Source organism: Sporofaciens sp. SGI.106 (genome assembly GCF_050314255.1).
In the GTDB taxonomy this organism is placed as follows: Bacteria; Bacillota; Clostridia; order Lachnospirales; family Lachnospiraceae; genus Claveliimonas.
On sequence record NZ_JBNPMZ010000010.1, the window covers coordinates 1 to 18,496 of the forward strand.

The 18,496-nt window shown below is 45.9% G+C and carries 18 protein-coding genes and 1 tRNA gene; 4 read left to right on the forward strand and 15 right to left on the reverse strand.

From position 1 onward, the window contains the following. Window positions 1–184 precede the first annotated feature (184 nt). Window positions 185–257 (reverse strand) — tRNA-Lys (locus tag ACQRCC_RS08770). A 138-nt stretch (window positions 258–395) separates the two neighbouring features. Next, on the reverse strand, window positions 396–905 hold the full coding sequence (locus tag ACQRCC_RS08775) for a DUF6512 family protein (RefSeq protein WP_427850439.1): 510 nt from the start codon (window positions 903–905) through the stop codon (window positions 396–398). Between the two features lie 158 nt (window positions 906–1,063). Between ACQRCC_RS08775 and ACQRCC_RS08780 the strand changes: the two genes are divergently transcribed. From ACQRCC_RS08780 to ACQRCC_RS08795, 4 genes are all read left to right on the forward strand, one after another. Then, the gene (locus ACQRCC_RS08780) at window positions 1,064–1,768 is read left to right on the forward strand and encodes an L-2-amino-thiazoline-4-carboxylic acid hydrolase (RefSeq protein ID WP_427850440.1); all 705 of its coding nucleotides are present in this window, start codon (window positions 1,064–1,066) and stop codon (window positions 1,766–1,768) included. Then, window positions 1,755–3,029, forward strand: a complete 1,275-nt coding sequence (locus ACQRCC_RS08785; protein WP_427850441.1) for an amidohydrolase — start codon at window positions 1,755–1,757, stop codon at window positions 3,027–3,029. Before ACQRCC_RS08780 ends, ACQRCC_RS08785 begins: the two co-directional genes overlap by 14 nt. Before the next feature lie 79 nt (window positions 3,030–3,108). After that, the gene (gene proC / locus ACQRCC_RS08790) at window positions 3,109–3,906 is read left to right on the forward strand and encodes a pyrroline-5-carboxylate reductase (RefSeq protein WP_427850442.1); all 798 of its coding nucleotides are present in this window, start codon (window positions 3,109–3,111) and stop codon (window positions 3,904–3,906) included. Window positions 3,907–3,952: 46 nt separating this feature from the next. Next, a complete protein-coding gene (locus tag ACQRCC_RS08795; RefSeq protein WP_427850443.1) occupies window positions 3,953–5,116 on the forward strand; it encodes a MalY/PatB family protein in 1,164 nt (387 codons plus the stop codon). A 69-nt stretch (window positions 5,117–5,185) separates the two neighbouring features. Here ACQRCC_RS08795 and ACQRCC_RS08800 read toward each other — a convergent pair whose 3' ends face one another. The 13 genes from ACQRCC_RS08800 to ACQRCC_RS08860 all read right to left on the reverse strand — a co-directional run bounded on the left by ACQRCC_RS08800 (window position 5,186) and on the right by ACQRCC_RS08860 (window position 18,478). Further along, window positions 5,186–6,808, reverse strand: a complete 1,623-nt coding sequence (locus tag ACQRCC_RS08800) for a carbohydrate-binding domain-containing protein (protein WP_427850444.1) — start codon at window positions 6,806–6,808, stop codon at window positions 5,186–5,188. Window positions 6,809–6,867: 59 nt separating this feature from the next. Next, window positions 6,868–7,563, reverse strand: coding sequence for a DUF4956 domain-containing protein (locus tag ACQRCC_RS08805; RefSeq protein ID WP_427850445.1), 696 nt, complete (start codon window positions 7,561–7,563; stop codon window positions 6,868–6,870). Next, window positions 7,556–8,284 carry a polyphosphate polymerase domain-containing protein gene (locus ACQRCC_RS08810; protein ID WP_427850446.1) on the reverse strand — a complete coding sequence of 243 codons (729 nt, stop codon included), beginning with the start codon at window positions 8,282–8,284 and terminating at the stop codon, window positions 7,556–7,558. The genes ACQRCC_RS08805 and ACQRCC_RS08810 overlap by 8 nt, the downstream gene beginning before the upstream one ends. 309 nt (window positions 8,285–8,593) lie before the next feature. Beyond that, the gene (locus ACQRCC_RS08815) at window positions 8,594–9,895 is read right to left on the reverse strand and encodes a sensor histidine kinase (protein ID WP_427850447.1); all 1,302 of its coding nucleotides are present in this window, start codon (window positions 9,893–9,895) and stop codon (window positions 8,594–8,596) included. 16 nt (window positions 9,896–9,911) lie between these two features. Next, window positions 9,912–10,583, reverse strand: coding sequence for a response regulator transcription factor (locus ACQRCC_RS08820; RefSeq protein ID WP_427850448.1), 672 nt, complete (start codon window positions 10,581–10,583; stop codon window positions 9,912–9,914). Window positions 10,584–10,684: 101 nt separating this feature from the next. Next, the gene (locus ACQRCC_RS08825; RefSeq protein WP_427850449.1) at window positions 10,685–11,866 is read right to left on the reverse strand and encodes a DUF1002 domain-containing protein; all 1,182 of its coding nucleotides are present in this window, start codon (window positions 11,864–11,866) and stop codon (window positions 10,685–10,687) included. Window positions 11,867–11,994: 128 nt separating this feature from the next. Continuing rightward, entirely contained in the window at window positions 11,995–12,963 is a 969-nt protein-coding gene (locus ACQRCC_RS08830; protein WP_427850450.1) for an Rpn family recombination-promoting nuclease/putative transposase, read from the reverse strand. A gap of 225 nt (window positions 12,964–13,188) precedes the next feature. Beyond that, window positions 13,189–13,806, reverse strand: coding sequence for a V-type ATP synthase subunit D (locus ACQRCC_RS08835; RefSeq protein ID WP_427850451.1), 618 nt, complete (start codon window positions 13,804–13,806; stop codon window positions 13,189–13,191). A gap of 141 nt (window positions 13,807–13,947) precedes the next feature. Beyond that, window positions 13,948–15,345: a V-type ATP synthase subunit B gene (locus ACQRCC_RS08840; RefSeq protein ID WP_427850452.1), complete on the reverse strand. Its 1,398-nt coding sequence runs from the start codon at window positions 15,343–15,345 to the stop codon at window positions 13,948–13,950. A 15-nt stretch (window positions 15,346–15,360) separates the two neighbouring features. After that, complete coding sequence (locus tag ACQRCC_RS08845; protein WP_427850453.1) at window positions 15,361–17,127, reverse strand: V-type ATP synthase subunit A; 1,767 nt, start codon at window positions 17,125–17,127, stop codon at window positions 15,361–15,363. Next, the gene (locus tag ACQRCC_RS08850) at window positions 17,120–17,707 is read right to left on the reverse strand and encodes a V-type ATP synthase subunit E (protein ID WP_427850454.1); all 588 of its coding nucleotides are present in this window, start codon (window positions 17,705–17,707) and stop codon (window positions 17,120–17,122) included. The genes ACQRCC_RS08845 and ACQRCC_RS08850 overlap by 8 nt, the downstream gene beginning before the upstream one ends. A gap of 29 nt (window positions 17,708–17,736) precedes the next feature. Then, a complete protein-coding gene (locus tag ACQRCC_RS08855) occupies window positions 17,737–18,045 on the reverse strand; it encodes a V-type ATP synthase subunit F (protein WP_427850455.1) in 309 nt (102 codons plus the stop codon). Window position 18,046: 1 nt separating this feature from the next. Then, the gene (locus ACQRCC_RS08860; RefSeq protein ID WP_427850456.1) at window positions 18,047–18,478 is read right to left on the reverse strand and encodes an ATP synthase subunit C; all 432 of its coding nucleotides are present in this window, start codon (window positions 18,476–18,478) and stop codon (window positions 18,047–18,049) included. Window positions 18,479–18,496: the final 18 nt, after the last annotated feature.

Genomic DNA, 18,496 nt, shown 5'->3' on the forward strand with positions numbered 1-18,496 from the left:
TAATTATTTTAAAAATATGCAACTGTTTTAGGACAAAAATGTGTCTTCCTATTGATGGTGGAGTTAATCTAAAAATTAAAGCAGTGTAATCAAAAGTCGAAATTCCTTGAAAACACTGGGTTTTTACAAAATAAAAATCACCGCCCCCGACGCTCTCATGTCGCCAAAAACAGTGATTCCTAAGTGCGCGATCAGGGGTTCGAACCCTGGACACCCTGATTAAGAGTCAGGTGCTCTACCAACTGAGCTAATCGCGCATTTATTAAGTTGTAAGTTGTTTCCTCAACAACACAAGAGTTATTATATGTGATGTTTTACGAAAATGCAACCCTTTTTTTATATTTTTTTAATTTTTTTCATATTTCTGTATTTTCCCCACAAATCAGCGGTTTATGCTATTTATTTTCCGGTAGTGTAAACAGGAAAACTTCCGGAGGAAATGCCGTGAATATAAAAAATAGCAGAATGCTTCCCAGCCAGCCCAGAAAAATATAAACTGCATCCACCTTTCTAAAACAATGCCTCAGTCTCTCTGACACAAAAAAGGCGACAAATACTCCGATTACAAACAGAAGAATATCTATGACCAGTACTTCCCTGCCCAAAACTGCCGTATACCCATAAAACAGGAGGACTATCACAGCCATTCCCGCCCACGCCCCGGCCAGCCTAGAGCCCCACAGCGCTGATTTATTTGGCCTATGTATGGAGTATTCCATTGCTGTCACCAGGAAAATCGGAAAAAACACCAGCTTCAAATGCTCCCACACCGATTCATTTACCGGAGAAATTAAAGCCGTAAACGGATTTTCTCCTGAATACTCATACAGGAAATGACTAAGTGTTCCCAGAACCAACGTGACGATAAGATAGGGTATATCCTTTTTTGAAATATATTTTCTCATGCACCGGCCTCCTGTTTTCTGATATTCCACTCCGTTTCGGAATAAACGGAACTATTTTTAAGATATGCAATAAAAATATTTTTTATGCAAAATAATTTCCCACCTTCCGCGAAACAGGCGTATAATAAGAGCAACTACTTTTGGAAAGGAGTTTTATTATGGCAAATGAAACTGTTACCTGTAAAATTGAACATCACGCCATCATGTTTGCACTTTTGTCCAAATATGCCATCACACTGGCCGGCGACGCCGGGAAAGAAGCCATTTTAAAAGGAATGACATTATATGGAAATGAACGCGGCGCACGTATGGCTGCCAACGCTCTTGCCCATGGCGACGAACTCAACACGTTGACCAACCAGGCTTACGGGGAATGGAAACCGGATTTTGACGGACAGATGGATTTCGGAACTCTGCGCACGGAGCCGACCCTTCAGACCTATATTGCGAAATGTGCCTGGTGCGACGCATGGAAAAAACACAATTTAACGGAATATGGTAAATATTATTGTGTGAATGTTGATAATGCCGTTTACCAGGGATTTCGCCCAGATTTTGTCTGCACTCCTACTACCACCTCTTTAAGCTGGGGCGGAACCCGTTGCGAATTCGACTGGGGACACCCGCTAAGTGAAGACGATACTAAAACACTGGCTGCAAAGAAGAAAGAACTGGGGACATCCTGTATGAAGGATTTTAATTTCCATACCGCCCACCTTCTCTTCACCGTTGGAAACACTCTGAAAACGGAGCTGGGAAGCATCGGAGAGAAGGCTGTGGAACAGGCGCTGGCTGAATATGCAGAAAAATTCGGTCAGGAATATCTGGATGTGTTAGGAGCGATTGACCATGAACAATTTTGATTCAACCCGGATTGCAGACTGGCTTACCGGGCATGAACCTCAGATGATCCAGACCGCCGACTTTATTTTCAACCATCCCGAACTTGCTTATCAGGAAAAAATGTCTTCCAAATGCCTGGCGGATTTTCTGGAAAAAGAGGGATTCCAGATTGAATGGAATACTGCCGGCATCGAGACAGCATTTACCGCAAGTTGGGGAAACGGAAAACCGGTCATCGGTTTTCTTGCTGAATATGACGCCCTTGCAAAGCTCGGGCATGCCTGTGGGCACAATCTTCTCGGAACCGCTGTCGTCGGGGCTACCTGCGCCCTTAAGTCCGATATGGAGACCGGCGGCACCAAAGCCTGTACCATCCGCGTATACGGCTGTCCGGCAGAAGAAATCATGTCCGGGAAAATCGTCATGAACGACCAGCATGTTTTTGATGACCTGGACGTTGCTGTTACCTGGCATCCATTCGACACCAACCGGGTCAGCAACGATATCTGGCAATCACAGGATATTAAAAATTACATATTCCACGGCGTCAGCGCCCACGCTTCCAAATCACCGGAAGAAGGACGCAGCGCTCTGGACGCCGCAGAGCTTATGAATATTGGAGTTAATTATCTGCGGGAACACGTTCCGGGAGATGTGCGCATGCATTACGCCTACATTGACAACGGTCGACCGGCAAATGTCGTGCCCGACTACGCCAAGACGAACTATTTTATCCGCTCCAGTAAGCGCTCCCGCACTGAGGATGCAAGCGAACGGATCGATGACTGCGCCAGAGGTGCCGCCCTTATGACGGGTACCACCGTGGAAATTGAACTTCTGGGCAGCTGCAAGGAAATGAAGGTAAACCGGGTGCTGGCAGAAGTTTATTATGAGGCCATGACCCATATCCCCACTCCGGAATATACACAGGAGGAACTTGATTTCGCTGCAGAAATCACAAAGGAAGCCGGGCTCTCAAATAATGGTATATATTTTAGCGGACTGGCACCGTTGGAACCGGAACCTGTTCCGATCTCCATCGGCACAGATGTATCCGAAGTCAGCCATACGGTTCCTACCATCACCATAAGTGCAGCCACCATGTGCAAAGGTACTCCTCTGCACCACTGGGCCGCTGCAAAACAGGCCGGAATGAGTATTGGGCAAAAAGGTATGATGTATGCGGCACGTTGCATGGCAGAAGGCACAAAATTATTGCTTTCAAAACCAGAATATTTACGAGAAACATGGGAATTTCATTTGGGGACACCACAAACGTAAAAAAGGTACACCACAAATGTTAATTGGGGACGTAGGAAAGTGCACTTTCCTACGTCCCCAACAAAAGGAGGTATTTTACATGATTACAAAGAAAATTGGTATTATCGGATGTGGAAACATGGGCGGCGCCATTCTCTACGGCGCACTGGAAAGCGGCGTTCTTGCCAAGGAGAATGTCTACGTCTACGACATTAACCCGGCTATGATGGATAAAGCGAAAGGCTGGGGCGTGAATCTGGCAGAAGATGATGAGGATGTCTGCGCAAAAAGCGATATCATTCTTCTGGCCGTAAAACCACAGAATGCTGCTGAAGCGCTGGCACAGTGCAAGAAGGCATTGGATGGCAAAGCTATGATGTCTATCGTTGCAGGAGTCACCGTGGAACGCCTGCACAATATGATTGACGGAATCCCACGCATTCTGCGTCTTCTTCCTAACACACCGGCTATGGTATTCGAGGGCGCTTTTGCCATCTGCTCTGATAATGACTTTACAGCGGAAGAACTGGAAATTGCCAAGGCAATTTACGGAGCTATCGGCATTATTGAGATGATACCTGAGCACCTGATTGATGCCGCATGTGCGCTCAATGGCGGCGGTCCTGCCTTTGTTGCCATGTTTATTGAGGCAATGGCTGACGGCGGCGTGAAACAGGGACTTCCACGTTCTACCGCATATCGTCTTGCAGCACAGACCTGTCTGGGAACCGCAAAGATGATTCTTGAGCAGGGTATTCATCCAGGTGCACTGAAGGATATGGTAACATCTCCGGGCGGAACCACTATTGAAGGCTGCGAGGCACTGGAACGGGGCGGCATGAGAGGCGCTGTTATTGACTGTATCAACAAGGCTGCCGAGAAATCCAAGAAGCTGTAATTTCCATTCTGAAAAATGGAAAAACGAAGGAGACTGGAGGATTAAAATGGAGAAAGCCACATATAAAGAAAGAATGTATACAAATTCTGTAAAATGGGATGGATGCAAAAAAAAATTCGGGAAAGAGGATTTACTTCCACTTTGGGTAGCTGATATGGACTTTGAGGCACCTGCATGTGTTAAAGAAGCTCTGAATCAGTACGTTGATTTTGGGGTATTTGGCTATTATCAGCCTCCCAAAACTTATAAAGATGCATTTATCAGGTGGGAAGAGGCTTATCACCATTATCAGGTAAAACCAGAATGGATTCGTTTTGCACCAGGTGTTGTACCAGCATTCAACTGGCTAATAAACATCCTCACCAAAGAACAGGACAGTGTGATTATCATGCCGCCTGTTTACTATCCATTTCACAATGCAGTCGTCAACAATAACCGGACACTTGTGGAAAGCCCTTTAATTCGCACAGATCACAAATATGTAATTGATTTTGAAGATTTTGAACAGAAAATAATAACGCATAAGGTCAAGCTTTTCATTTTCTGCTCTCCTCACAATCCTGTCGGCAGGGTATGGACAAAAGAGGAGATTAGAACCGTGCTTGACATTTGCAAAAGGCATCAAGTTTATGTGATTGCTAATGAAATACATCAGGATCTTATCATGAAAGGATACCAGCAAATAACAGCAGCCACCACGGGAGAGTATGATGACATCCTGATTACGCTCACAGCCGCAACGAAGACATTTAATCTTGCAGGCTGTCAGAATTCTATCCTGATTATCCCAAACGAGAAATTGCGGACGATGTACAATGAGTATACAACAAAGCTTTGTGCCGGTGACGGAAATGCATTTGGCTACATTGCGGTCCAAAGCGCTTATGAAAACGGACGGGAATGGCTGGATGGAGTATTGGAGATTATTGAGGAAAATTATCAACTTATGCGGAGAACTTTGGAGAAACATCTGCCCAAAGCATGGATCTCAGATTTGGAAGGCACCTATCTGATGTGGATAGATCTCAGCAATTACATACAACCTGAAGAAATGGAACGCACCATTCAGGATGCATGTGGTCTGGCTGTAGACTATGGCTCCTGGTTCGGTGGAAAACCATATGATGGATTTATCCGTGTCAATCTTGCAACCAGCCGTGAAAATATTCAGAAAGCAGCCGACAGACTGGTCGCAGTCCTTAAAAAATAAAAAGGATTTGATAAAAAGAAAAGAAACAGTCCAACAGAGCCTATCTCATTTCTCTGCTGGACTGTTATTTTACATCGGCCCATTTTGTTCGGGTGCTTCTCTATTCTCCATCGGGCCTCTCTGCCCCGGTACTTCTCCGCCTTTCATTGATCTATCCTGTCCCGGCGCTCCGCCGCCTCTCTGTCCGCCCATGCCGCCGCTGCCGTATACAAGAGTGTCCATGGTAATCTCCTGCGTGCTGCTGCCGGCTGTCAATGTATATGTGTCTCCTTCTGTGATTTCCGGACAGCTTACAATCACGGAGGCATATTCTTTATCTGCTACCCATGATACCAGTTCCTTTCCGCTGCTGTCCGAAAGGGAAATCGTACTTCCCGCCGTCTGCACATCTACAGTTACCATCATTGCTCCCTGGGTGGAAGAACTGCTGAAATTCTGCGCCATACCCGAAGAGCCTGCTGCCACAAAAATGCCTCCGCTTATTACACCTTCTCCATTATAATCCAGCGAACCGTTTGCTCCGTTAGTCGGACCGGACACATAAGTCTCTCCTCCTGATATGGTCAGGGTTCCATTGGAATCTATTCCATCCCCGGAAGCATTCACGTGCAGTTTGCCGCCTGAAATATGAATATACGCGCCTTCTTCTACGGCAAAAATATCTCCTCCGCCGCCTTCAAATCCACTGCTGTCATTTCCTCCTGCCGCATTGAGGCCATCATCACTTGAAGTCACATCAATGTCTCCCCCTGCAATATCAATGCTCAGGCCTTCCAACCCTTCATAGCTCTCCGCCACATGGATTGTTCCACCTTCAATCATCAGTGCAGAATCCGCATGCATTCCGTCGTCCGCTGCGGTAATTTCAAAGTTACCTCCTGCAATGTAAATAAACCCCAGACTGGTCTCATCTGTATTCGATGCGTGAAGTCCATCCTTACCGGATGTAATGTTATAAGTTCCATCTGCAATCCTCACACTGTCCTTTCCGGAAAGACCATGTTTCTCGGCTGTAATTTCATAAGTTCCACTTGTCAACACCAGGTCATCTTTAGACACGATTCCGTGTCCTGCCTCTGCATGGATTGTCAGTGTACCGGCTCCGTTTAATGTCAGGTCATCTTTGGAAAATATTACTGCATCAATATTATTATCATCAATTGCAGTATAGGTTCCACCGTTTTTCAGCATATTTTCGGAGCCGGATGCTGTTGTAATAAATACTTTATCCGCCGAACGTACATAGATTGACGCCGATTCCGCGTTTGAAATCGTTACGCCGTCCAGTACAAGCTGTATTTTATCCGTATCTTCCGCGTCCACAATAATCATCCCGTTCGTCAGTTTACCGGAAAGAATATAGGTTCCTTCATCAGAAATCGTCACTGTATTTTCATCAATCTGAACAGCGTCTGAATCACAGGCGCTTTTACCGTCTGAAAGGGTAATGACCGCACTGTTTTCCTCGTCATAACCGATTTCTTTATCCCTGTCCGTAAACATGTCTGATGTATCTATCCCATTTGACAACTCTCCGGTCGCTGTTTCCGTCGTAGTTTGAGTCGTGGTTTTCGCTGCGGTCGTTGTATTTTCTCCTGTGCCTTCCCCAGAAGTCCCCGTATTTCCCAAACCACATCCTGTTAAAAGCAGGATTCCTGTCAATAAAAATACTGCTATTTCTTTCCATTTCATATTCTTCACCTTCCATTCTGATTTAAATCCATCTCACCGCACTTGCTGTGCATTGTTTCTTACAGCTCTCCGACCACATTTTCCTGTCTGGATACTGTTATCTCCAGATTTCCATTTCGGCATCGAAGCTCATCGATTAAACCCTTTTCCTCATTTCCCTTTTTCATTTTTAAATGATAGGTCAATCGAAACAGACTTCCCATGTTGGTTGTCTTCACCTGAACCAGTTCACACTCGTCAGTATATTTGTTAAATATTTCGTCAAATACTCCCGTATAATCCAAATCTTCCGGAATAGTAATATGTAATGTTTTGTAAAGTGCCATGCTTTTTCCCGCACCCAAATCCAGGCGGTTGTACAAAAATGTCATTCCTCCCAGGATCACAGCTACCAGAAACGCATATCCGATGTAGCCCATTCCTACCACAAGTCCTGTTCCCATGGCAAGAAAGATTGCACCGATTTCTTTTGCAGAGCCGGGAACAGAACGGAAACGGACCAGGCTGAAGGCTCCCGCCACAGCTACACCAGCTCCTACATTTCCATTGACCATCATAATCACCACGCAGACGATTGCCGGCAGCATTGCCAATGTTGCCACAAAACTCTTCGTATAGCGTGTGCCCCACATATAACTTGCTGCCAGAATCATGCCGATTATCAGCGCACTCCCCACACAAATCAGAAAATCGGGTAACGAAATCACGCTTGTCATATCTGTATCAAAAATTCCCCGAAATATTGTATTAGGCATATTGAATTCCTCCCTGTGCTTTTTCTCTTTCTGCTGCCTGCATCTGCTGATAAGCTGTACCATATTTTGAAAATGAAGTCCTGTATAAATGGTTTCCGGTCAGCGCCTCACTCATCCATAACGGAATCCCGCCGGATGTCTTTATCTCCATCAAAGTCTGCCCTTCTTCCAGAATGGAAGTTCCGTAAATGGCACTTCCGAGAGACAGGTCATTTTCCCGGTATAAAATATTTTCATCAAAGGTCACCCGAAAATCACTTCCGTCAAGCGCATAGTAGGCTTCTCTTTCATAAGATAAAAAAACGACCGGATGAAGAGTCTGATAATATTCCCAGAAATACCGGATTTCCCTGCCAATCTGCGAATCATCCGGAAGGGGCTTTCCATTACAGAAACATTCCATCACTTCTGCCTCCGGACACACCAGCCTGCGCTTATACACCACATGCTTGTATTTCTTCTTCAATTCCACAAACACCGAATCTGATCCTTCTGCCTGACAGTAGCTTCTCACTCGCAGTTTTTCTTTGTAAGCCGGTTTTTCCAGCGAGCGGCGGATCAGCCGGTATGTATCTGTGTCAAAATAAATGTTCCGTATCGTCGTCCTTCCATACCGGTCCAGCTTCATATGTTCTTCCATGCTTTGCAAAATATTTTCTTTCTGCTGCCGGTCCATCAGGTACTTCAGTTCATATCGCTTAAAAGTCATCTGATATGCCATATTGTTTACTCCTTTGATTTCTTTTTTACAGATATCACTATAACGTTTCTACCTTAAATGAACTTTAAAGGCAAAAAAATACCCCGGGTGAAAATAAATCCACCCGAGGCATTACCCGTCAACAATCCTATATCAGATGAGGGATGACTCCCGCCTCTGTAGGCGGTGAGCAACAATTATGTATCAGTGGCGGGTTTCAATCCCCCATCTGATATACGCTCCGCGAGGATGCGCAGGAATTCGGATTAGAAACATGTCTGCTATGCAGACCCGAATTCCGCGCCAAGACTCGCGAGCGAGTCTTGAACTTTACTTTGCCGGAAGAGTCACTGTAATCATCAGAGATTTTTCATCTTCCGTGGATGCAGCAATTTTTCCTTTGTGCGCCTCTACCGTCGCAGCTGCGATGGAGAGTCCCAGCCCGTATCCGCCGGTCTGAGAGTTCCGCGAACTGTCTGTGCGGTAGAATCTGTCAAACAAATACTTTAGTTGTTCCCTGGAAATCAATTCTGTCGTATTGCAGACAGACAGGCGAATCCTCTTTTTCTCTTTTTCCAGACGAACCACAATTCGGCCTCCCTCATCTGAATATTTAACTGCATTATCCAAAAGAATCGTCACAAGACGATTTAGTGCTTTCTCATCACCGCACATGGAAATCATCGGCTCAATCTCGCTCACCAGCATTTTATCCTGTGTTTTTGCCAGAGAATGAAATGTATTCACAGTCTCCTCTACCATATCGGAAAACGGGAAATCCACCATGGCCGTTTCTTTCCTGCTCTCTTCCATGCGGGAAAGAAGGATCAGATCATTTGTCAGCCCTGCCAGACGTTTACTCTGAGTCTGAATATCACTCAGCCACTCATTCTCTCCCAGATCCATCTCCAGTACTTCCGCATCCGCATCGATAATCGTCAGTGGAGTCTTCAGTTCATGTCCCGCATCTGTAATAAACCGCTTCTGTTTCTCATAATTCTCCACAAAGGGTTTCGTGATATATGCCGACAGAAATACCATCAGTACAAACACTGCACTCAGTCCGAGAGCTGTCACTCCGACTCCTGTCATAATTAAATTGTTAAAATTGGATAATTCTCTTCCTCTGTCCAGAAAAATGATTCGCACTTCCGAATCACTCTCTGCTTCACAAACGCGATACCGGTAATCCTCCATAAATCCCTGTTTCTTACCGGTTTTCCACACACTCTTAGCATATTCCATCGCAGCAGAAGTATCCACAGACGCAATTTTACCTGTATCAGCAGTTACTACTTCACCATTTTCATCCAGTACAACAGAGAAAAATCTGGATTCATACGGCATTTCCGCAGACATTCTGCCCATACCGTTTTTATCATCCAGCCTCCCTTCCCGCAGTTTTCCCTCCGGGGGTTCTCCCGGTTCTCCGGCTATTTCTTCTTCCGGCTCTGTGTGAGCCATTTCCGGAAATTTTCCATCATTCTGCTCCAGAATATTCAGGATCCTGTCCGCATCCTCCACAATCTTTCGGTAATTCAGAACTCCTACAATCCCCTCAATTATAAGCAACACCAGAAGCAGCGACACCATCGATGCAATTATTAATTTTCTGCGCAATTTCCCGATCATTTTACTCACCATTCCATTATATTTTTTCTAACGAATATCCTGCATTTCTCGTCGCCTTAATCTGGATATTGGCATGGAGCGCTGTCAATTTCTTTCTCAGATAAGAAATATATACCCAGACCACATTCAGTTCTGCGTCACTGTCATATCCCCATATTTTTTCCAGAAACCTTTCGCCGGAAATCAGGTTATGAGGGTTGCTCATCATAAGCTCCAACATCTGAAACTCCTTATTTGCCAACTGGAAACTACCTGTTGGTGTAGAGAGTTCAAACGTTGCCCGATCCAGAGAAACATTTCCAAATTGAATCTTCGAATCTGCCTGAGCCATCTGTGTCCGGGTTATGGCGCGGATTCTTGCCAGGAGTTCCTTAGTATGAAAAGGCTTCGTCAAATAATCATTTGCCCCGGCATCCAACCCCATCACTTTATCATCCACTTCTGATTTTGCTGTCAGCATCAGCACCGGAATCAGATTCCCTTTTTTTCGGATTTCTTTCAACACCGTAATTCCATCTATCTTTGGCATCATAATATCCAGGATCACACAATCGTAATTATCCGCCTCCAGGTACTCCAATGCCTCTTGTCCGTCAAAAACCGTATCCACCGAATAATGATTCCGTTCCAAAATTGCTGTAAGTGCTTTTGATAATGCTTTTTCGTCCTCTGCTAGTAGTAAACGCATTTCTTTCCTCTTTTCTTTTCTCTTTTCTTTCGCAGTTTCCTATAGAGCAAAGAGCTGCCACACTAAGTGCAGCAGCCCCCTTATCCGTTTTCTATCCTGTTCTACTCATCACCTTTGGTGAAGAAATTTATAATTCGTGTCAGAAGACCATCCTTATATCCGCTCTCACTTACCGTACTGTCTGTAATAACATCTCCGCCAAGTGCTTCGTCATTGGTCTCACTAAGGATTCCATCTCCGGAACCAAAGAAGAAACTCTTCACAGAATTCCATGCATTTGCAAGTCCGCTTATCTTTCCATTCAGGCTGTCCAGCGTATTCTTCAATGCACTGATATCATAATCAAACTGGGAAATCTTCTCCATCAGACTTACAACCTGGGCTCTCTGCTCCTCTGTAAGTGTAACACCATTGTCCTCTGCGATCTTATCTACTGCAGATCCGATTTCTTCCGGGTCAGTCAGCCCCTTGTCGATGATTTCGGTCTTCACCTCGTTCATCACTTCTGTTGCCTTCTCCTGTCCCAGTGTATCTGCCAGATTTCCGGTTGTGATCAGCTCTTCAATTGCTGCTTCTTTCTTTCCTTCGTCCAGATTCTCTCCACTTGCAGTCTCATACGCCATCATAATTCCGGTCAGTGCTCCGGTTCCAGATACCTCGAACGGACATGCTGCAATTACATTACAGTTCTCCATTCCGGCTGTTGTAAGCGTACTTGCGATCATCGCGCTGGTAACAAAATTCAGGTTCGCTGTCTTTACCTTAATTCCACCGGATTTGGTCGGCTCCACATATGCACAGCTATTGGTTGTTGCCCCGATCTGTTCAGCAGTTGCAATGCCTTCCATGTACTTCACTTCATCTGCGTGAGTTACAATAATCGTTCTCACCTTATCTGCAGATGTTCCAAAATATTTATACATCGCTGCTCTCTGCTCTTCATTCAGGTTCTCTCCAAGAGTTACTACATTGTCGCTCTCTACCTGCTCCGGTTCAATGACTTCCGGTTTATCGGTTGTCTCTCCGGTATTCTCTGTAACAGTACCTTCCTGATTACCTTCTTCCGATGGAGTTGTTTCCGTTTCGGTTTCGCTGCCCTCACCGGTAACATTTTCATCTGTAACTGTTCCGCTTTCCGTACCGCCTTCTACTGCTCCGGCTTCCGGATTTTCCTCTGTTGTCTGAACCGCCTCGGTTGACTCAGTCGCTCCGGCTGCCATAGGAATGCTTGCTGCCATCAAGACTGCTGCCATCAAAAGCGGTAAAATTCTTCTTTTTTTCATAATAAATACCACCCTTTTAATTATTTAAATTTTCCTGTTATCTCCCATAATATAGCACAGTCCTTTTAAAATGTACATTAAGACTTTCTTAAATCATTGTAAATCTTTATCTTAATGACCCGCTTTTCCTACTCTTCTCCCCAATATTTTTCTACATACGCCTCTGCCTGTTCCGGGGACAGCCCGTACCCTTCTTCCAGCTTCTGAGCTACTGTCCCCCGGGACTCTCCATATGTCTTACCGGAACAAATAAGTATACGGATTCCTCTCTCTATAGTATTGCTTTGCCGATCCAACATGGCTTGCTGTTCGTTTAACTGCTTCTGTTTCTCGTCTAACTGACTCTGCTTCTCATCCAATTGGCTCTGCTTCTCCTCTAACTGACTCTGCTTCTCCTCTAACTGACTCTGCTTCTCGTCTAGCTGACTCTGCTTCTCTCTCACAAGCTCCTGTGTCTCCCGCAGTAACCGCTCCCGTCCGGCTGTCCGCCGATAATAATCTTCTCTGGCTTCGCACTGCTGACGGATCTTCTCTTCCTGCGTCAATTTATAAACTGTGTCTGCCGCTTCCTGTAAATATTCATCGGACTCTGCATACATTTTGATTTCCTCCCACGTAGTGGATTTGAAGAGTCCCGCCCAGTAATCTATCTTATATCTCCGGTCCTCTTCTGTTGCCTCTTTGATACAGTTTAAGTCTAGCACAGACAATCGAAGTTTGTCACTATATTTACGATAACTTTTCTCATTCATCATCCAATATGTAGCATAAAACTCCGGAGCATCCTCAAAAAGTGTGAAATCCAGAATACCAATGTGCACAACCGGTCTGACCTCTCCATAATCTTCTCCTCTGCTCAGATTGTCAAATTCTCTGCAGAGATAGCAAAGAGAACGCTCCACCCAGTTTCCTTCGTTGAGTACCTGCATTTCCAGATGAAGCAGGGAACAGATCAGCGCCTTCAAAACCTTTTTATTTCTCTGAAGCAAAGCCCGAAACAGATAATCATTGGTCATCCGAATAGAAAGCGGCCCCCGCAGACTTCGCCAATCGCCCGAATACTGTAGTGAATTGATTTGTGTATTGTTCTTTGTCATGAAACACATCCCTTCTCTTGTGTCAATACTTTAATTCTTAGGTATTCTCGAAAGATCTTTCACAGATAAACTTGAACCCCGCACAATGCAGTGTGAAATACTAGATTTTAGAAACGTTTCTTTAATAAAGAATTAATCATCTTATCAGCAATATGTCAACTTGTTATTTATATTATGTAAAAAAACCACAATTGTCAATAACAATCATGGTTTTCTATTTCCCTGCTATTTTGTTTTCATTCTCTTAATAACCTTAAGTCTTGTAAATTCCTCTCTCTCTTTTTCCTCCAGCTCATTGGTGATATTATACACTAACGCTGTATAAGTAGGAATTGTAATATTCTTAAGGGCGTTTGCTCTCTTCTGAGTCTTCTTGATATTTGCTGCCAGACGATAGGCCGCATTTTCAATCATTGACAACTTAATCGTCAGATCTTTAACCTGCCTGAATGCCTCTCTGGCAATATCGATGGATTCGTGTGTAGTTCCCAGTGCATAGGTCAGTTTGTTCTGTTCCGCATCATACTTAACGTGAGGAATTTCTGTTCCCATAATGCTCCGTGTCTGTATACGGATGGAGTCCTCAATTGGAACCGTATAGGCAAGCTCCTCCACTTTACTGATTCCGTGTTCAATATTCGCACGCTGGAGGCAGGCATATGCACGGGTAAATGTGGTATCTATCTGCTCCTGAATACCTTTTGCCTCATCAATCAGATCCATCAGTTCACGAATCAGAATATTTCGTTTTTTGTCCATCAGATCGTAGCCCTGCTTTGCGAGAGCAAGAGAGTTTTTCGCAAGTATTAAGTTTCCTTTGGTTGGGAATTCCCGTGGATCCATTCTCCATCCCTCCATTTATTTCTATGCAAGCATCATCCTACTATCCACGTGAACTCGACGCGCCCCTCGAAAGCTTCGCTTTCTCGGTCACGTCGAACTCGGCTATACAAGCATAGTCAATTGGATGCCAGCATCCATTGTCTATGCTTGTGCATCCGAGCATTCTTCACGTGGATAATATTTCTCAATAATCTTAGTGTCGATTCGGTCCAGTTCTTCTTTCGGAAGCAGTCCCAGAAGCTCCCAGCCCAGGTTCAGGGTTTCTATCATGGAGCGGTTCTCGGTGCGTCCCTGGCCGATGTAGCGTTCCTCAAATTCTTTTCCGAATTCCAGATATTTTTTATCGATCGGTGACAATTCGTCTTCACCGATAACGGATGCCAGGTTTCTTGCCTCTCCTACTTTTGCGTAGGCTGAGAATAACTGGTTTGCCAGATCCTGATGATCCTCACGGGTATAGCCTTCTCCGATTCCGTCTTTCATCAGTCGTGACAGAGACGGCAGTATGCTGATTGGCGGGTAGACTGCCTGACCGTGAAGGTTACGGTCCAGTACCACCTGACCTTCTGTAATGTATCCGGTCAGGTCAGGGATCGGATGTGTGATGTCGTCATTTGGCATGGTCAGGATCGGTAGCTGCGTTACGGATCCTTTTGAGCCTGTTACGATGCCGGCGCGCTCATAGATGGTGGCCAGTTCACTGTAAAGGTAGCCCGGATATCCTTTTCGGGAAGGAATTTCTCCCTTGGATGAGGATACTTCACGCATGGCCTCGGCAAATGAGGTCATATCTGTCAGGATAACCAGAATGTGCATATTCTGCTCAAATGCCAGATACTCTGCAACGGTAAGTGCCACCTTCGGTGTAATGAGACGTTCCACAACCGGGTCATTTGCCAGATTCAGGAACATACACACATGGTCGGAAACTCCGCTTTCCTCGAATGTTTTCCGGAAGAAATCCGCAACGTCATGTTTCACACCCATGGCTCCAAATACTACTGCGAATTCTTCATCTGTATCGTCACCCAGGGATGCCTGTTTTACGATCTGAGCCGCCAGCTGATCATGAGGCAGACCATTTCCGGAGAAAATGGGCAGCTTCTGTCCACGGATCAGTGTGGTAAGTCCGTCGATAGCTGAGATTCCGGTACGAATATAGTTTCGCGGGTACTCCCGGCGCACCGGATTCAGAGGCAGACCATTGACATCTCTTCTGTCGTTGGAAGAAATCGGTCCCAGGTCATCAATCGGCTGCCCGATACCGTTAAAGGTACGTCCCAGCATTTCCGGAGACACTGCGATTTCCATCGGATGTCCGCTCAGCTTTGTATGGGTATTATTCAGAGACATATTTTCCGTGCCCTCGAAGACCTGAATGATGGCTTTATCCTCATAAAGCTCGATGATACGTCCCATTTTCTTCGTATTTCCCTCTACCACGAATTCTACGATTTCGTCATAGAAAGCGTCCTGTACTCCCTCCAGGACTACAAGAGGGCCATTGATATTACTTAGTCCGAGATATTCTATTGCCATAATATGGTCCCTCCTTTATGCATTCTTATCCATGACTCTCTGTGCAAAGTCATCAATATATTTTTTATACATATCCAGCATCTGCAGATTGTCATTTGGCACATCATACTTGATGGCAATGACCTTCTCAAAGATATTTTCTTCCTTCAGAACGGACATTGGCATTCCCATCGCTACCAGCATCCGGCAGGTTTTATACAGATACAGGATTACATCCATCATTTTAAACTGTTTCTTCATGGATACACAAGTGTCATCCTTATGAAATGCATTCTGCTGCAGGAAGCCCAGACGGATGACGCGGGCAATCTCCAAAACCAGCTTCTGATCGTCCGGAAGCACGTCTCCTCCAATCAGTTTTACGATTTCCATCAGGCTGCTCTCCTGATTCAGAAGGGCCATCATTCGGTTTCTGTAATCCACAAACTTCGGAGACACATTGTCATTATACCATGCGCTCAGATCATTCAGATACTCACTGTAACTGGTAAGCCAGTGAATAGCCGGGAAATGTCTGGAATAAGCCAGAGATTTATCCAGCCCCCAGAAGCAGCGCACGAATCGCTTGGTGTTCTGCGTAACCGGTTCGGAGAAGTCGCCGCCCTGCGGGGATACCGCACCGATAATGGATACCGAACCATCGGTTCCATTCAGATTATGCATCATGCCGGCACGTTCATAGAACGCCGACAGCCTGGATGCCAGATATGCCGGGAAACCTTCCTCGGCAGGCATTTCTTCCAGTCGTCCGGACAGCTCACGGAGCGCCTCTGCCCAACGGGAGGTCGAATCCGCCATGATTGCCACATCGTATCCCATATCCCGGTAGTACTCTGCCAGCGTAAGTCCGGTGTAAATGGATGCCTCACGGGCTGCCACCGGCATGTTGGATGTGTTGGCGATCAGTGTCGTTCTGTCCATCAACGGATTGCCGGAACGCGGGTCCACAAGCTCAGAGAATTCCTCCAGAACCTGGGTCATCTCATTTCCACGCTCTCCGCATCCGATATAAATAATAATATCCGCATCTGACCATTTTGCAATCTGATGCTGGGTCATTGTCTTTCCGGTTCCGAATCCTCCCGGGATCGCTGCTGTACCGCCCTTGGCAATGGGGAACATGGTATCCAGAATACGCTGACCGGTGATCAGCGGAACACTGGCCGGGAAACGATGATGGACCGGTCTTGCAATCCGGATAGGCCAGCGCTGTGTCATCGTAAGCTCTCGGGTAGTATCATCCGGAAGCTGAATGGTAATCAGTGTATCGTCAATCGTATACTCTCCGTCCGGAGCCGCATTGATGACCACACCCTGCAGATCCGGCGGAACCATACATTTATGTGTGATAGCCGGAGTCTCCGGTACCTCTGCGATAATGTCACCGCCATGCAGAACATCTCCCACCTTCACAGTAATGTGGGTCTGCCATTTCTTCTCCCGATCCAGGGAATCCACGCTGACACCTTTTGTAATGAAAGCGCCTCCCTTATCCGCAATACGCTCCAGCGGGCGCTCAATACCATCAAAAATATTATTCAAAATTCCCGGTGCAAGAGTTACAGACACGGCAGAACCACTTGCTTCTACCTTCTCTCCCGGACGCAGCCCGGATGTCTCCTCATACACCTGAATAGTCGTCAGATCCTTATCCAGAGAAATCACTTCGCCGACCAGTTTTTCCTCGCCGACGTACACCATCTCTGACATTTTAAATCCAGTGTTTCCTTTCAGATAGATTACGGGACCATTGATGCCGTATATTGTTCCTGTTCTATTCAATTCCCGCACCTCCTTCAAATAAGAAATCCCTGTATGCTGTCTCCAGAGCACCCTTAAAGGAATAATCAATCAGAATATTCCGGCCGTGAACCACTGCGCGGATCCCTCCGGCAAAATCTTCTTTGCTGACAGTAAGTGTAAGCCCGGTATGCTCCTCCAGATACGCCTTCTTATCTTCATCAGACGGATTGATATAAATAGTCAGCTCTTCTCCGGCTGCGAATCTGGCTGCCTTTTCGATATAAGCAATCAAGAGACGTTTGTAATCCTCTGTAATCATATATTCCTTCAGCAGCTGCTCAACCTCCTGGAACAGCCTTCTCCTCAGCTCATGCTGAGTCTTGCTGAGTTCCCGCTTCAATTCCAGCTGGGCTTTGGACGCCGCCATATTGAGCTGTTTCTTCGCATTCACAGACTCTGCCTGGATTCTGCTCTTCGACTGGCGCAGTGTCTCCTCACGGTGTTCTTCAAATAACTTCTCCAGCGCATCCCGATGCTGCTTCATAATTGCATTGCCCTCGAGCCTTGCCTCCTCCATTGCAGCCGCCTGCAAATGTCCAATCTTCTCTTCTATTGTCAAATCGATCACCTTCTTTTCTTCGGCTCAAGCTATAGCTTCAGTCCGATGGCTTCATTTACATAGGAAGTGATAAAGTCCTTCTTGCGTCCGGTTCCATGCCTGTCAGGGATCTCAATCAGAAGAGGCATCTTCCGCTCCAGCTTGATCTCATCGATCAGATCCGGAAATTCTCTGCCGAACTTTTCCGTCAGGAGCACGATGCCTATGGTAGAATCGCTCATAGCCTTCTCCAATGCCTCCCGAAGCTCACTGCGCTCATGAACGACCACGCCGTCAACACCGGCGAGCCGCATCCCTGTCAGGGTATCCACATTATCACTGATTAAGTACATCTTCATCTTACAATCTACCGATGATCATGAAGGAGATGATCAGACCATACAGGCAGACACCTTCTGCAAGACCTACGAAAATCAGGGACTTACCAAGTGCACTGGAGTCCTCGCTGATTGCTCCAAGAGCTGCGGAAGCCGCACTTGCTACGGCGATACCGCCACCCACACAGGAAAGACCGGTAGAGAGTGCTGCCGCAATATATCCAAGACCGGTTGCACTTGCAGCTGCTGCTCCTGCTGCCTCAGCTGCCTCGGCATGACCGCCATACATCATGATGGATGCAATTACAAAGCAACCGAAATACAGAAGCACATTTGCACCAAGTGCTTTTTTATAACGATTTTTATTCTTCTCACCGATCAGATAGTATCCGAACGGAAGAATGATACCAAGTACGATAGCTGCAATAAGAAGTAATTTGATTGTCATTGTCATAATAATAGACCTCCTTAA